This window comes from Pseudobutyrivibrio sp. (assembly GCF_015057185.1).
Taxonomy (GTDB): domain Bacteria; phylum Bacillota; class Clostridia; order Lachnospirales; family Lachnospiraceae; genus Pseudobutyrivibrio.
This window is the reverse complement of the sequence record NZ_SVEV01000009.1, coordinates 60,891-76,588: the sequence shown is the minus strand read 5'-3', so window position 1 is coordinate 76,588 and position 15,698 is coordinate 60,891. Positions and strand designations below refer to the sequence as shown.

Annotated in this window: 12 protein-coding genes; all 12 read right to left on the bottom strand. The window is 39.9% G+C overall.

Annotated features, from left to right (window positions below; all coding sequences use genetic code 11):
• Positions 1 to 103: 103 nt before the first annotated feature.
• The 12 genes from E7276_RS05220 to E7276_RS05165 all read right to left on the bottom strand — a co-directional run bounded on the left by E7276_RS05220 (position 104) and on the right by E7276_RS05165 (position 15,626).
• Positions 104 to 1,510 carry a Gfo/Idh/MocA family oxidoreductase gene (locus E7276_RS05220; RefSeq protein ID WP_294214609.1) on the bottom strand — a complete coding sequence of 469 codons (1,407 nt, stop codon included), beginning with the start codon at positions 1,508 to 1,510 and terminating at the stop codon, positions 104 to 106.
• A 27-nt stretch (positions 1,511 to 1,537) separates the two neighbouring features.
• Positions 1,538 to 4,078, bottom strand: a complete 2,541-nt coding sequence (locus tag E7276_RS05215) for a hypothetical protein (protein ID WP_294214607.1) — start codon at positions 4,076 to 4,078, stop codon at positions 1,538 to 1,540.
• A 212-nt stretch (positions 4,079 to 4,290) separates the two neighbouring features.
• Positions 4,291 to 5,859, bottom strand: coding sequence for a glutamate/gamma-aminobutyrate family transporter YjeM (gene yjeM / locus E7276_RS05210; RefSeq protein ID WP_294214605.1), 1,569 nt, complete (start codon positions 5,857 to 5,859; stop codon positions 4,291 to 4,293).
• Positions 5,860 to 6,106: 247 nt separating this feature from the next.
• Positions 6,107 to 8,134, bottom strand: coding sequence for a lysine--tRNA ligase (gene lysS, locus E7276_RS05205; protein ID WP_294214603.1), 2,028 nt, complete (start codon positions 8,132 to 8,134; stop codon positions 6,107 to 6,109).
• A 217-nt stretch (positions 8,135 to 8,351) separates the two neighbouring features.
• The gene (locus E7276_RS05200; protein WP_294214601.1) at positions 8,352 to 9,737 is read right to left on the bottom strand and encodes an MATE family efflux transporter; all 1,386 of its coding nucleotides are present in this window, start codon (positions 9,735 to 9,737) and stop codon (positions 8,352 to 8,354) included.
• 74 nt (positions 9,738 to 9,811) lie between these two features.
• On the bottom strand, positions 9,812 to 10,291 hold the full coding sequence (gene greA, locus E7276_RS05195) for a transcription elongation factor GreA (protein WP_294214600.1): 480 nt from the start codon (positions 10,289 to 10,291) through the stop codon (positions 9,812 to 9,814).
• A gap of 146 nt (positions 10,292 to 10,437) precedes the next feature.
• A complete protein-coding gene (gene dusB, locus E7276_RS05190; RefSeq protein ID WP_294214597.1) occupies positions 10,438 to 11,415 on the bottom strand; it encodes a tRNA dihydrouridine synthase DusB in 978 nt (325 codons plus the stop codon).
• On the bottom strand, positions 11,415 to 12,185 hold the full coding sequence (locus tag E7276_RS05185; protein ID WP_294214593.1) for a type III pantothenate kinase: 771 nt from the start codon (positions 12,183 to 12,185) through the stop codon (positions 11,415 to 11,417). The genes dusB and E7276_RS05185 overlap by 1 nt, the downstream gene beginning before the upstream one ends.
• Entirely contained in the window at positions 12,186 to 12,512 is a 327-nt protein-coding gene (locus tag E7276_RS05180) for a DUF6145 family protein (RefSeq protein WP_294214591.1), read from the bottom strand.
• Positions 12,512 to 13,282, bottom strand: coding sequence for a biotin--[acetyl-CoA-carboxylase] ligase (locus E7276_RS05175; protein WP_294214589.1), 771 nt, complete (start codon positions 13,280 to 13,282; stop codon positions 12,512 to 12,514). Before E7276_RS05175 ends, E7276_RS05180 begins: the two co-directional genes overlap by 1 nt.
• Positions 13,275 to 14,270 carry an ornithine carbamoyltransferase gene (gene argF / locus E7276_RS05170; RefSeq protein ID WP_294214586.1) on the bottom strand — a complete coding sequence of 332 codons (996 nt, stop codon included), beginning with the start codon at positions 14,268 to 14,270 and terminating at the stop codon, positions 13,275 to 13,277. Before argF ends, E7276_RS05175 begins: the two co-directional genes overlap by 8 nt.
• Before the next feature lie 162 nt (positions 14,271 to 14,432).
• Positions 14,433 to 15,626, bottom strand: coding sequence for a cell wall hydrolase (locus E7276_RS05165; protein ID WP_294214584.1), 1,194 nt, complete (start codon positions 15,624 to 15,626; stop codon positions 14,433 to 14,435).
• Positions 15,627 to 15,698 lie beyond the last annotated feature (72 nt).

The window sequence follows — 15,698 nt, the reverse complement described above, 5'->3', positions numbered from 1 at the left end:
ATTATTTTACTCAAAACTACCATCAATTTAATTGTTTTGCAATTATTCCAAATACATAAAAAGAGATGGCTCATCACCATCTCTTATCTGCTTTCATATCATTCTATATACCTAGTCCACTAATTACTTCACCTGCATCTCTTGAAATATTCTTGAAACTAACCTGTACTACTTTTTCTCTATTCTCATGCTCCAAAAATTTCTCCATAACAGACGCCATGGCAATAGATTCCTTTCGAGTAAGCTTAAATTCGCTCTTGCCATTTCCATTAATCTGGTTAAGGGCATCAGCTATCTCGTATCTTAAACCTTCGCCAAGGAATCTTTCAGAATACTTTTCAACTAGATTTGGATCTTCATAGTGAACCTCAAAGTATGTGGTCTTCCACCATGGTGCATCAACAACTATGTATCCTCGGGTACCGGCTATCAACAATCTACCTTCACTTTTGACACCTAATCCACAAGTGGCTGTAGCCATTCCACGCTTGAATGTGAGGTTACATTTTGTAAATATATCTAGCCCATCCTCATTTCGGATACTTTCAAAAGTGGCATTCTCGTACTCAGTGCCAAACAACTTGATTATAGGAAGCAAACAATAGCTGCCTAGCTCTGTGAAGCTGCCACCATATTTCAAATCTGTAAGTTCTCTAGTATCCGGGTCCTCTAGCTTTGTGAAGCATGCCTCCACATATCTAACTGCTCCAATCAAACCAGAGCAGGCCACATCAATAAGCTTTGTAAAACCTGGGCAATATGCAGTTTTGATACCTTCTATGAGAATCTTACCTCGTTCTTTTGCCAAATCAAAAAGCTCTTTCGCCTGCTGTTCCTTAAATACCAGAGGCTTCTCGCTGATTACATGCTTGTCATGCTCTAAAGCATCCTTGATGTAGGAATAATGCGTCTCATGAGGAGCAGCGATGTAAATAATATCAGTGTCCTCATACATTTTATCTAAGGATTTATAAAAATTAAGATCATGCTCTTTCGCAAATTTCTTTGCACTATCAGAATGTGGATTGTACACCCCCTGAACGTTCACACCAGATACGCTCTTTGCGTCTGATATAAATCTGCCTGCTATTCTGCCATTTCCGATTATGCCAATTCTCTGAATGTGAAATGCTTCGTTTCTCAGCATTGTAGAAGAAACATTCTTTGTACGCTCTAGGTAAACGACCTCGCAGTACTCCTCCATATAATCAAATACGCCGGTCCAATCACTACCTACAGTGAAAATATCAATTTTGTATTTGAGAACATCGCTAACCTTCTGACCAATAGTTTCTTCTATAATAATCTCATCAGCAAAGCCTGTCTTTCGTACATTTTCAATGCGGGTCATAAGGTCATCAACTACATTCAATTTTCCTCTTGAACGGTCATAGGTCTCCGTGGTGACACCTACAATAAGGTAGTCCCCAAGCTCTTTTGCTCTCTTTAGCAACTTATAATGACCTTCGTGGAACAAATCAAAAGTTCCGTAAGTTATAACCTTTTTCATAAGCACTCCTCACTAAGGCTTCGTGCCTTATTTCAAGTACCAATATACCTTTTCGCCACAATCGCCTTCTATACTACTATTGATATCGGCATAATCCTCCAATTGCTTTAATTTTTCATGCTTATTTCCCGTGATATTATCATCAAGCAAATCTTTGAGCGTATTGTACTGTCCTTCACAGCAACAATACTTCATCCATTCTGAGATTGGATGATATCCTTCTTCAAGACTATAAATATCCTCTTTTGAATAACTGCCATACTTGATTTGCTCTATTTCTTTTGTGTCTAAATCTATTTTGAATATCTGGTTCTTCGGATAATAATAGTATCTATACTCGTCCTTTAAAACATCCTTTCCGAAGACGCCTATTCCGCCATTTGGCATATAATCATTTATATCCTCAAATGTTATCTCAAATGGAGTCTCCCATTCCTTTACTTCACCTGTTTCAGGATTAAGCTCTACAAACATATTCCCCCACATAGGACTGAATATGACTCTATCATCTAAAACAGCTGCACTTGAGAAAAACTTGATGAAATTGTGGGTTTTATTTCTTCTATCCCAGCCATCCATGCCTTCCAGATAAAGGTCGTACTCCTTTGATTTGAATGTTTCCATATCAAACCTTACAACCTTTGCTCCTTCATATGGAATCAGCCACATTGTCCTATCATCAATTCGTCTTGCTCCTGCAGCGAAATATAGTCCGGTTATTCCAGTGTTTCTGATTTCCGCTGTAACGTTCTTTAAATCTAAAACGCACACCTTTGTGCCATCATTACTGAATATATACATCCTGTCTTTGTAATAAATTCTTACTGCCTGCAAGCGCTCTAAATCAGGCATCACTGCCACGTTAAAAGTACCAATGTCACCTATATTAAATACCTGCTCAGTTTCCATATTAAAAATAACAATATCCGGGTATCTCATTGCCCATATTATTGCCAAATTTTCATAGAATGAAACGCCTGAAAAAGCCCCAGCTCGATCTGTTTTTCTAGATAATGCTATCTTGCGTTCTTTTGGTCCCTCTACCACATAGATATCCTGGGCATTAGTAGGGAATACATATAGTTTATTTTTCTTATACTCATATGGAAATGTATAATATCCGCCACTTGCTGGGAAATCTAACGTTCTATCATAGATAAAATTCTCTTTGTCACCATCACGACGGTATAATCTATTTCCCAACAATCCCACATCTTTGTGCCAACTACCGTCTAACAATTGAATTGCAGGTGGTCCACCAGCAAATTTCCACAAATCATCAGGTGGAAGTGAATGTAATTTATTGTTCAAGATAAATAATGGCTTTCCAACCACGCCAAACAGAGATGTCACACTTGTGGCAGCATCTCCAATATAAACATCACATAGGGCTATGGTATTCTCTATGCTTGGTGTTGTGTCATAGATTCCCCAGCCTTCTTTAATATATTTATCTCTAATATCTTGATAAACAGGCAAGAATTCAGGACGCATATTTCCTAAAGTTTTCTCAAACAAAGGATGTGGTCTCCATAATAGACATGCATCTTCTCGACCTCTAAAGGTATCAAACACGTAAACCATTTTTTTCATGAATGACTCTGTGTCGGCAAGCATGCCATTTAAACTGGTATTATAGAAGTAAACCTTCTTGCCAGCCATTTTGCCCTTCCATTCCTCTGGTGGCTCTGGTGGATTCTTGCATTTTCTTATTACACTATCAAACTTAGGCGAACCAAAAGGTAATAGCTTTTCTCGTGGAACTCTTTCATCATAAAATCCCTTAAACTTCTCTGATTGAATTACTATATAGTCCGCATTAAGATAAGCAGGCAGCAGTGACTGAGCCTCGCTCATTGCTCCTGAAGTTGCAAAATATGGAATATATACTAGACAATCCGTAAATTTCTTAAGCTTATCAGAATAGAAAAATGGGTGTACTGAAGTAACCAAATTACAATCATCATATGGATTATGAATGAATATCATATCCGGATGCTCTGCACCAAAATCAAAATCCTGATATGGGGTTATTGGCACGTAATCTGGGAATAAATCTCCCTCCCAGTTTTCACTCTTTACTGTCCTGTCAGGATTAATATCAAAGTATGGAATAGGAATTACAAGGGCGCGACAAGTAGGGTCGGCATCCGCAGCCATCCATACGCTCTCTAGAGAATCCCACATACTGGCTTTGTAAGGTAAAAACACAGCTAGCCTCTGTATCTCTATATCCTCATTAGCACTCTTTTCAATCTTATTAATCGCACTATCTAATATATTCCTTGCTGACTCTCCCGACAGCCCATGCTCGCTAAGTACATCTTCATTAACTTCATATATTACCTCGCAGAATTCCTCTAGCACATGGACAGTGGCATGACCCAAGCCTTCCTCTCCCTCGATATATTCACCGAGCTCTATGGCCTTTGCCTGAAGTGTTTGTAAATACTCATTAGCTTTTGCCAAATTACCATTTTTAGAATTTAGCTCAGCACAAATACCTTCTACAATCTTTCTAAATAGCGCTATATAATTTGTCACCAACTTAAATTTATATTTTCTCATTGGCACCTACCTGTCCGGATAGTTATTCATTGTTATTTTACATTATTTGTGAGGACTATTACCCAGAGTTCACAGAATGTTTCGAATTTATTCTGAAAATTCCCTTGCTAGTGCGAACCCCAATGTAACATAAAAAATGGCCAGACCGAAGTCTGACCATTCTATTATTCATGTCCTAGGTAGTAACAACTACCCCAAGAACGATTATTTAATTATTCTGCCTGAGCAGCAACATCCTTTGCTGAATCTGCATTCTCAACTGAATCCTTTGCAGCAATCTTGCCTGAAGCAACTCGCTTCTCGTAACGTGTGTAGATTGCCCATGCTACAAGACCAAAGATAACAGGACCACTGAGTGACCAGAATGTTGTCTTGTAATCACCGTCAAGTGCTGGCTGGATAATAGCAAATGCGTTTGCAAAAAGTAATGTTAATGTAACAACATATCCCCAGATATTTGCTGAAGTCTGTGACTTGTAAACAACGAAGCTGCGGTCTACATCCTTCATCTTCTTGAACTTAGGGAAAGCAAATGAGATGAACATATAAGGTACTGTCATACCAACGTTAACCATTGCTGTTAAAATTAAGAAGAACTGCTGCATTGTGTCGCCACCGAATGATACTAAAAGCACCATTACGCAAACGATAGCACACTGAATCCACATAGCATTTTTTGGCATGCCGTCCTCTGCAATTTCACCCATCTTACCAGGCCAAAGCTCTTTCTCTGTACCATCAATAAGCTGCTTAAGTGGTGAATAAACAAGTGTAAACATAGCACCCATAAGTGCAAGGAGCATAATAAGAGCATATACTCTAGCAAAGCCGTGAGCAAGTGCAACCTGAGTAGCCTCTGTAGCGCCAAATGCTGCACCGATTTCTGCCGCAAAGTTTGACATAATTACGTATGAAACATTACCAAGTGTAATATTGTCGCTACCAAGAATCTCGCTATAGTTTGTAAATGAACCTACGAGCATGATAAGGAGTGCATAACCAACAACGATAACCATTGCTGCTGTAACGATACCCTTAGGGAAGTTCTTCTTAGGGTTCTCTGTCTTATCAACAAGACCACCAACTGCCTCGATTCCGCCGTATGCGAAAAGTGCATAAACGATAAATGATAAAATCATGATAGGATTGCCCTGGTAAGCAACGTTAAGAGGTGTCTTGAGTGACTCAAGACCAGCAAATGGCTGCTGAAGCTGTCCACCACGAGCGATAATCATTACGATTGATCCTACAACTACAAGAATATTGATTGTAAGAACTGCTGTACCACCAACAGAAGTTACTGTGCTAATCTTGTCGATTCCCTTTGAGTCAAAATATGTGATTACAATGAAAAAGATAACTGCCATAAGACCAAGAAGTCTAGAGCCAGATAAAAAGTGTGAGCCAAATAATGACCAAGTGGCTGTGTTATCCTCTCCGAAAATTACGTTTGATACTGGTACCCAGATACCTGATGATACATTTACCATCCAAAGTACATATGATGTGTACCACATAAAAGTACCGATGAATGCGTACTTTGGTCCAACTGACTTGCACATCCATGAGTACATACCACCTGTCTCCTTACGGAATGCAGAACCGAACTCTGCTACCATGAAGGCAAATGGAATAAAGAATAAAATACCTGCAATAACAAACCAAGGAATAGCTGCATAACCCATTAAGTAATAGGATCTTGGAATGTTGTTAAAACCGTAAACTGATGTAAAAATCATCAGTATGAGGGACATAAGCCCTAATTTTTTCTCTTCTTTCATTACTTACTTCCTTTTATAAATTTATTCTGTATTTAATTATTTTCACGCACAGCTTGACCATTATAGCATGACAAACTGTATTTCTCCATAAGACAAATGTCTTTTGAACAAAGGAAATACAATGCATTAGCACTTTAAACTTTAGAACTTTAAACCCGAAAATATAATTACACACTTTGCTAATCATGGCAGAAAAAAAGAGCCCATCAAAATTGATGGACTCTCCATTAATAATATTATGTTTATTTTAATACAACTTAGCACCAGCTGGGATGTGGTTATCAATCATAAGAAGGTGAAGCTCTTCACCGTCTGAATCCTTGAGGTTGTTAACTGCTGAAAGTAACATACCACAAGACTCGATACCCATCATTGCACGTGGTGGAAGGTTTGTAATAGCTACAAGTGTCTTACCAACTAATTCCTCTGGCTCGTAGAACTCATGAATACCTGAAAGGATAGTTCTATCTGTGCCTGTACCATCATCAAGAGTGAACTGAAGAAGCTTCTTTGACTTAGGTACTGCCTGACAAGCCTTAACCTTAACAGCTCTGAAATCAGACTTTGAGAATGTCTCAAAATCAACCTGCTCCTCGAAAAGTGGCTCAATCTTTACATTTGAGAAATCAATGCTTGAGTTAGGAGCAAAGAATCCGCTCTTGTCATCTGCTGCAGCTGTGCTCTTCTTTGGTGCATCAAGACTCTTCATAGTGGGGAAGAGAAGCACGTCACGGATAGCCTGGCTATCTGTAAGAAGCATGCAAAGTCTGTCAAGACCATAACCGATACCGCCTGTAGGTGGCATACCGATTTCAAGTGCATTGAGGAAGTCCTCATCTGTATGCTCAGCCTCGTCATCACCTGCTGCTGCGTTAGCATCCTGTGCTGCAAAACGCTCACGCTGATCGATTGGATCATTAAGCTCTGAGTATGCGTTACACATCTCCCATGTATTAATGAAGAGCTCAAAACGCTCTACTCTTGTAGGGTCTGTAGGCTTCTTCTTTGTAAGTGGAGAAATCTCGATTGGGTGGTCTGTAATAAATGTAGGCTGGATAAGATTCTCCTCACAGAACTCCTCGAAGAAGAGGTTAAGGATATCACCCTTCTTGTGGCGGTCCTCAAACTCTACGCCCTTCTCGCGAGCAATTGCCTTTGCTGCCTCATCATCAGCAATAGTATCAAAATCAACGCCTGCAAACTTCTTTACAGCGTCTGTCATTGTCATTCTCTCGAATGGCTTGCCAAGGTCGATTTCGATTCCGTTGTAAGAAATCTTTGTAGAACCAACAACCTTTTCAGCAAGACGACGGAACATAGTCTCTGTAAGCTCCATCATGCCTTCGTAATCTGTGTATGCCTGGTAAAGCTCCATAAGTGTAAACTCAGGATTGTGACGAGTATCAACACCCTCGTTACGGAATACACGACCGATTTCGTATACACGCTCGAAACCACCTACGATAAGTCTCTTAAGGTAAAGCTCAAGAGAAATACGAAGCTTAACATCCTCATTTAAAGAGTTGTAATGTGTCTCGAATGGACGAGCTGCTGCACCACCTGCGTTTGAAACAAGAATAGGTGTCTCAACCTCCATGAAGTCACGCTCTGCAAGGAAATTACGGATTTCCTTCATCATAAGTGAACGCTTAACAAATACATCACGTGACTCCTTGTTCATAACAAGGTCAACGTAACGCTGACGGTATCTCATATCTGTATCTGTAAGTCCGTGGAACTTCTCAGGAAGAATCTGGAGTGACTTAGAAAGTAATGTCATCTCCTCAGCGTGGATAGAAATCTCACCTGTCTTTGTTCTGAAAGCCCATCCCTTGATACCGTAAATATCACCGATATCAGACTTCTTGAAATCTGCGTATGGCTCCTCTCCGATTGCATCTCTGGCAACGTAAACCTGGATATCTCCCTTACGGTCACGAATATTGCAGAAGCTTGCCTTTCCCATAACACGCTTGAACATCATACGTCCTGCGATGCTAACGTGAATTGGCTGTGCGTCCATAATAGAACGGCGCTCGTTGTAATCGTCATTAATTGCCTGCTTTGCAGCCTCTTCATCCATTCCATCTGTGTTAACAGCACTACGTCCTGCTAAAAGCTTTGACTCATGCTCCTCATAAAGTGAGATTACCTCATCAGTATGATGTGTCTGGTCAAACTTTGTAATCTGAAATGGATCCTTGCCTGCTTCCTGAAGTGCAGCAAGCTTTTCTCGACGAACCTTTAATAACTGGTTTGTATCCTGCTCTGCCATATTGTCTCCTTTTTTATTTCATATATATTAATTTAGATTAGTAAATACTCAAAAGTCTTTTAATTATAGACCTAGAAAACTCTGAGTGTCAAGGTTATAGGTTTAAAAGCATGCCAAGGAAACATGCTTTTAAATCTGCCTTCGGCAGACATGATTTTGTACTTTTAGTCCAAAATCCTGCCATGTACGAAATGTAAAAATTGATATTTTTACATTTCTAAACCATCGTCACAAGCCAAACATCACTCTTGACCATAAAGTATCCCATGATGTTTTTGATTAATTCTGTACCCTGAACGAAGAAATATACCCAAACGATGCCAAGTCCTGTAAAGTGTGCAAGCACATATGCAAGTGGTGCCATAACTACCCATGTAAACACTGAATCGAATATAAATGTAACCAGTGTCTTTCCACCTGAACGAAGGGTGAAATATGAGCAATGGCTAAACGAACAGAATGGCATCCATAATGCTGCTACTGCTATGAGGCGTGTTGCAAGATGTCTTATTTCTGGGTCTACATTGTAGATGCGTGGGAATAATCCACCAATTGCGAACATGATGATTGCCATGATTGTACAGCAGAAAACGCTGAATGCAATCATTTTGTTGTCTGCATCCTTGGCCTCTTCCAAATCTCCTGAGCCTAGATACTGACCAACAATAATACTGATGCAAGCACCAAGCTGAATAAATACAATGTTAAATAGGTTTCCTACTGTATTTGAAATACTAAGTGCTGTAAGGACATTCATTCCTCGAACAGAATAGCTCTGTGTAACTGCACTAACTCCAGCTGCCCAAAGCACCTCGTTTACCATAAGTGGCGCACCCTTGATTAAAATCTGGTTAAATACCTTTCGAGGCAAACCAAAACCTATATAAGCTCCCTCAAGATATCTATTTAATTCTTTGTGTGTATGTGCCCAGATTACTACGATAGCACATTCTATGTATCTTGCGATTACAGTGGCCAAGGCAGCACCCTGAACTCCCATCTGTGGAAATGGGCCAAAACCGAATATCAAGCAGTAATCTAAGAATGCGTTAGTAGCAACTGCTACCATACCTGCCAACATCGGAATTACCGTCTGACCGGTCTCTTTGATATTTGTGGCATATGCTTGGTTAACAGCAAATGGAATAAGACCAACTAGTATTATTCCTAAATACTGAAGTCCAAGTTCAAGTGCTAGCTCCGGTGAAGCCCCTTCGCTTTCTGTCAGGAAAAGTGATATTAAGTTACTTCCCTGGGCCTTAAACAAAATGATTCCTATAAATGTAGCTAACAAAGTAGCGTATAGCTTAAAACGGAATGTATACATATGGCCCTTGTGGTCACCTTTTCCAAAATACTGTGCTCCGTATATACTACCTGCTGAAGCTGCCCCAAAAACTGCTAATGAAAAAACGAAGTTCAACTGGTTAACTGTGGCAACTGCAGAAATAGCTTCCTGTCCCAACTGTCCTACCATAAGGTTATCCAAAAAACTGACAAAATTTGTGATGGCCTGTTGGATAATCATTGGTGTCGCAAGGAAGATATATCTCTTATAGAAAGCTTTATCTCCTATGTATTTTTTCTTAATTTTTGCTAGCATTTGGTCCCTCCTTGATAGTAAAAAAATAGTCGCAACCCAAAATCGGATTGCGACATTAATAGTTCCTAATGATATTACTTAGACTTCTTTGCAGCAAGAATCTTGTACTGGATTTCACCAGCTTCTGTTTCAACAACTACTGTATCACCCTTTTTGTGACCAATGATTGCCTTTCCTACTGGTGATTCGTTTGAAATCTTGCCACTAAGGCTGTTTGCCTCTGTAGAACCAACGATTCTGTACTCTGTCTCCTCGTTGAACTCTACGTCAAGAAGTGTAACTGTCCAACCGATGTTGATATTCTTTGTATCGTGCTCTTCTGTAACTACTTCTGCATTTTTAAGGATTTTCTCGATTTCTTCGATACGAGCTTCGATATCTCTCTGCTCATCCTTAGCTGCATCGTACTCTGCGTTCTCTGAAAGGTCGCCCTGCTCTCTGGCTTCCTTAATCTTCTGAGATACTTCTTTACGTTTATTGACCTTGAGATCCTCAAGTTCGTCTTCTAATATTTTAAGTCCTTCAGCTGTAAGTAAATTTTTCTTAGCTTCCATATTATTTTCCTTTCCCCTTCGGATATATTTGTCTAAGAGCTTTGCAATGCAAAAACTCATAAATTTCAATAACTTAGTGAATTATAAGCCACACACATATTGATGTCAAGGAGTCCTAAAACTATTCATAGAATATTCAAAATAACTTAGCAGTATGTTTCTAGAAACTCATTAAATAACTGCTCTAGCTCTTCGTAGGATTCCACATCGTTAATGCGACCTCTTAATTTGCTTGCTCCCTTGTAGCCTGCTGTATACCATGCTGCGTGCTTTCTCATTTCTCTGATTCCAAGGTAATCTCCCTTGAATTCTATTTGAAGCTTTGCGTGGCGTAGCATGGTCTGCACCATCTCTTCCATTGGTGGTTTTCCAATCAATTCTCCTGTCTCAAAGTAATGGAGAATCTGATGGAAAATCCAAGGATTTCCCTGAGCACCTCTACCAATCATAAAGCCATCGCAGCCTGTCTGTTCCTTCATTGCAATAACATCCTTTGCATCAAGAATGTCACCATTTCCAATAACAGGAATCTTAACTGCTGATTTTACATCTGCAATAATGCTCCAATCTGCCTTTCCAGAATAAAACTGCTCTCTGGTACGGCCGTGAACAGCTATTGCTGCTGCACCTGACTCTTCTGCCACATGGGCCATCTCAACAGCATTAATATGGTCATCATCAAATCCTTTTCTGATTTTGACAGTGACAGGCTTTTTAATTGCCTTTACCATGCTCTCGATGATTTTTCCCGCAAGCACTGGGTTCTTCATAAGAGCGGAGCCATCGCCATTATTAACAACCTTTGGCACGGGGCAGCCCATATTTATATCTAAAATATCAAAGTTTCTATGCTCAATTTTGGCAGCCATTGCTCCCATTATCTCTGGGTCTGAGCCAAACAACTGTAAGCTAACTGGTCGCTCTCTTTCGTCTACTGTAAGAAGGCTCTCAGTGTTTTTGTTGTTGTATAAAATACCTTTGGCACTAACCATTTCCATGCAGCAAAGTGCTGCACCCTGTTCTTTGCAGAGCAAGCGAAATGGCAGGTCTGTTACGCCTGCCATTGGAGCCAAAATTAAATTATTATCTAAAGTTACGTTTCCGATTTGTAATTTTTCTATCATTATCTCTTTTGCTTATCGTAAATAAATTTCATACCGTAAAGAGTAAGGTTTGGATTGTAAATATCGATGCACTGTGTCTCGCTAGCAATCAAATTGCCCAATCCACCAGTAGCAACAACCTTTACATTTTCGTAGCCACTCTCTTTAATCATGTTTTTGACAATGTATTCTGTCTGACCAATTTGTCCATAAACAAGACCAGCCTGCATAGAAGAAATTGTCTCCTTAGCAAGAATCTTTTCAGGCTTTTTAATTTCAATTTCTGGAAGCTTTGCAGCATCCTCCCAAAGAGCCCTGGCACTGATTCTGATACCTGGTGCTGTAACACCTGATACAAATGCACCCTTGTCATCTACAAGGTCATATGTGGTAGCTGTGCCAAAATCAATAACAAGCACTGGGCCACCGTAAAGCTCATAAGCACCTGCTGCATCTACGATACGGTCTGCACCAATCTGCTTTGGATTCTCTGTTGCAATTCTAATGCCTGTCTTAATTCCTGCTTCAACAATGATTGGCTGAATATCAAAATATTTTATGATTGAACTTGTAAGAGAATGCATTACGTTTGGTACAACAGATGCGATGATAACATCATCAATATTTGAATAATCCAAATCGTTGGAACGAAGTATTTCACGGATAGTGATTCCAAATTCGTCCGATGTACGATTAATTTTGGTAGTGATTCTGAAGTTTCCTAATAAGTCTGAACCATCAAAAACACCCATTGTAATATTTGTATTTCCAACATCAATTGTAAGTAACATTTACATTCCCTCGCCTAGAAAAACTACTTTGTAATATGTCTCAAGCGCCTCGAATAACTCCATGCGCTCACGCTGCATTCTTTTAACCTCAAGAGCCGAGCCGATTTCATCATACAATAAATCGTCCTCATTGTGGTCAACCTCGATTCGAAGAGTACCATCCTCATCATAAATCATCTGAATAGTACCGCTGACCTCCTCTGTGTAAAGGACACACATAACCTTGAGCTCGTCCTTTATCATAGGTGGAAGTCCCTCAAATTCCGGATTCAAATAAAATTTCTTAGTGTAGCAGCTGGCGCCGCACAAAACTGTTTCTTCTTCCATTAGGTGTATCCGTATATTCCTCGCACGGAAACCTCTCCAGTGCGAACAATCCTTTCCTCTCCTTCTACCTCAATTATGAGCTCACCCCTGTTTGTGATACCAAGAGCGATTGCCTCATAAGAATCTTCCTGAGCCTCTATTCTAACACGATTTCCTCTGTTGGCAAGATATCTTTCGTATTCTTCCTTGAGTCCTGACATGTCTTGAGTCTCGATGAAAATATTATAATACTTTTGAAAACTTATCCATATCTCTTTTGTAAGTTGGCTTCTATGTCCAACTCCGCCTGTAGTTTTCTCAAGCTCTAAATCTACTGAAGTGGCTTTAAAAGCTATTTCCTCAGGGAAATTTTTATTGTGTACATTAACACCTATTCCAACGACAACGTACCAAACCTTATTTTCGCGCATTTCCATTTCAGTGAGAATGCCGCATATTTTCTTGCCATTCAATACAATGTCATTTGGCCATTTGATTTGGCCCTCTAATCCATAAAGACGGCTAATTGCGTCTCTTACTGCCATGGCTGCAACCACTGTAATGGTAGGGATTGCCTCCAATGAGATGTCGCTAGGTCTAAGCAGCATTGATGTGGAAATAGAATCATGGGTAGGTGATTCCCATTTCCTGCCTATTCTTCCCTTGCCTGCAGTCTGATGGCCAGCGGAAATAACAAGTCCTTCCTCAGCTCCTAGTCTAGCTTGTTCCTTTATTCTGTCGTTGGTAGAATCAACAGATTCATAGTATTCGTAAGTAATTTCTTTAAGCATTTCCTAATGTTGCGTACATAACAGCCTTGATTGAATGCATACGATTTTCAGCTTCATCAAAAACTATTGAACGCTCGCTTTCAAATATTTCGTCGGTAACTTCCATACAGTCGATACCAAACTGCTCATATATTTCCTTGCCAATTGTTGTATTTAAATCATGGAATGCTGGAAGGCAATGCATAAATACTGCTGTTGATTTAGCATATGAGAAAGCCTCAGCGTTTACCTGATAAGGAGATAAATCCTTGATTCGCTCAGCCCATACATCTGCTGGCTCTCCCATTGAAACCCATACGTCAGTATAGATTACATCTGCATCCTTGCAGCCTGCTGCAACATCCTCTGTTAAAGTAATTGTTGCACCTGTCTCCTTTGCGATTTCCTGGCATTTTGCTACAAGAGCTTCCTCTGGGAAATATTTCTTGTTAGTGCATGCCACAAAATCCATTCCAAGCTTTGCGCAAGTAACCATAAGTGAGTTACCCATATTATAACGAGCATCACCCATATATACAAATTTTATTCCCTTTAATTTGCCAAACTTTTCCTTAATAGACATCATGTCGGCAATCATCTGTGTAGGGTGAGACTCATTTGTAAGTCCGTTCCATACTGGCACCCCGGCATACTTAGCAAGAGCTTCTACCTTTTCCTGCTCAAAGCCACGATATTCAATACCGTCGTACATACGACCTAATACGCGAGCTGTATCAGCGATTGATTCTTTTTTGCCGATCTGAGAACCTGATGGGTCTAGATATGTAACGTGAGCCCCCATGTCATGTGCAGCTACTTCAAATGAACAACGGGTACGTGTAGACGTCTTTTCAAAAATAAGGGCAATATTTTTGCCAGTCATATAGCTAGTCTGTGATACACCTTTTTTCTTTTCATCCTTAAGTCTTAACGACAAATCAATAAGATAATTGATTTCTTCAGTTGAAAAGTCCAACATTTTCAAAAAGTTTTTTCCCTTTAAGTCCATAACGTACCTCCATTTTCATTGCATAAATATACATTAATAGTGATTTATTATGCATTATATACCAAAATAGCTCTTGGGTAAATACCAAGAGCTATAAAATATTCAATAATTATTAATCAATATAGCAAACAGATACACTGGCTATATGTTTATTTAATCATTTTAGTAGAAAACATGGTTTCCGATAATGAGACCTTCCTTTGAACCTGCACGTCTAAAGTGTGTAAGTCCGCCAGTTGGATCAGAGCCTGCCATTGCTTCCTGAGCAGCCTGTACGCAAGAAGATTTAACTCCTCTAGAGATAACTGATGACATACGTGATGTAGCAAACTGTCCGCGCTGGAAAATAACACCACTAACTGAGTTTGCATATGAACCACTGTATACTCTGTTCATAACAACAGCGCCTACAGCTACCTGTCCTTCGTACATCTCATTTCCTGCCTCAATCTGGATGATTGCTGCAAGAAGTGTAACATCATCTGCTGAATCAATAACAGCCTGGTTCTGAGCTGCTGCCTGAGCAGCCTGCTCCTTTGCAGCTGCTGCAGCTGCCTCTGCTGCTGCGATAGCCTCTGCCTCTTCCTCGAGAGTGATTGCCTCGCCTGTAACCATGTCAACCTGGACATAGTCAGCCTTTACATATCCTGATGTACCAGAATATGATACAGCTACCCAACCATCAATCTCTTCTGCGTCAGAATTAACAGTAAGCTTTGTTCCCTGTGGAACGACCTTGAGGATTTTGGCATCCTCTGATGCGTCCTCTCTAATGCGAAGACCAGCTACGTCTGTTGTAGCATATGTAGAACATACATCCATTGCAAGGTTGTATGCTTCGATTCCTGTTACACAGTAATCTGCTGATACGAATCCATGAGCATTACCTGACTCAATCTCGTACCAACCATCAAAAACATCAACAAGTGTAGCAACATCACCAGCGCGAAGCTTTCCGATAGCCTCTGCACTCTGGTCATCCTCGGCGCGAATGTAAAGATATTCATCTACATTTGCCATGACCTTGTCTGCCCACTCGTCATATTCATCACTAGTGTCTGGCTCTACCTGATCAGTAGTAGCCGCAACGACTGTAACATCCGCTGACTCATAAACTAAGTCTGACTCTCCTGATGAAAGCTGAACACTAGAAACTGCAGAAGCTACGCCTGCTGTTTTTGCTGGTTCCATATCATAATAAGCAGTATATGCCTGATTGTCTGGTGCATTCTCAATTGCTCCGGCAACTAAAAGGGATGATGCTGCTAAAAGAGCCACTCCCTGCATGGTACACTTGTTAATATATTTTCTGTTTTTTATGTACATTGCAGTAAGATTATCGCTAAATTTAATCATAAGCCTCCATTGTTGAATTTCTTATTTCTTACAAAAAATAATAAGTTATTACAATTTTGTTACAAAAGGTAA

Coding starts and splice junctions, on each gene's coding strand:
- E7276_RS05200 (WP_294214601.1), bottom strand. CDS start 9,737: ATGCTAGCAAAAATTAAGAAAAAATACATAGGAGATAAAGCTTTCTAT.
- yjeM (WP_294214605.1), bottom strand. CDS start 5,859: ATGAAAGAAGAGAAAAAATTAGGGCTTATGTCCCTCATACTGATGATT.
- E7276_RS05220 (WP_294214609.1), bottom strand. CDS start 1,510: ATGAAAAAGGTTATAACTTACGGAACTTTTGATTTGTTCCACGAAGGT.
- lysS (WP_294214603.1), bottom strand. CDS start 8,134: ATGGCAGAGCAGGATACAAACCAGTTATTAAAGGTTCGTCGAGAAAAG.
- E7276_RS05180 (WP_294214591.1), bottom strand. CDS start 12,512: ATGGAAGAAGAAACAGTTTTGTGCGGCGCCAGCTGCTACACTAAGAAA.
- argF (WP_294214586.1), bottom strand. CDS start 14,270: ATGGACTTAAAGGGAAAAAACTTTTTGAAAATGTTGGACTTTTCAACT.
- greA (WP_294214600.1), bottom strand. CDS start 10,291: ATGGAAGCTAAGAAAAATTTACTTACAGCTGAAGGACTTAAAATATTA.
- dusB (WP_294214597.1), bottom strand. CDS start 11,415: ATGATAGAAAAATTACAAATCGGAAACGTAACTTTAGATAATAATTTA.
- E7276_RS05185 (WP_294214593.1), bottom strand. CDS start 12,185: ATGTTACTTACAATTGATGTTGGAAATACAAATATTACAATGGGTGTT.
- E7276_RS05175 (WP_294214589.1), bottom strand. CDS start 13,282: ATGCTTAAAGAAATTACTTACGAATACTATGAATCTGTTGATTCTACC.
- E7276_RS05215 (WP_294214607.1), bottom strand. CDS start 4,078: ATGAGAAAATATAAATTTAAGTTGGTGACAAATTATATAGCGCTATTT.
- E7276_RS05165 (WP_294214584.1), bottom strand. CDS start 15,626: ATGATTAAATTTAGCGATAATCTTACTGCAATGTACATAAAAAACAGA.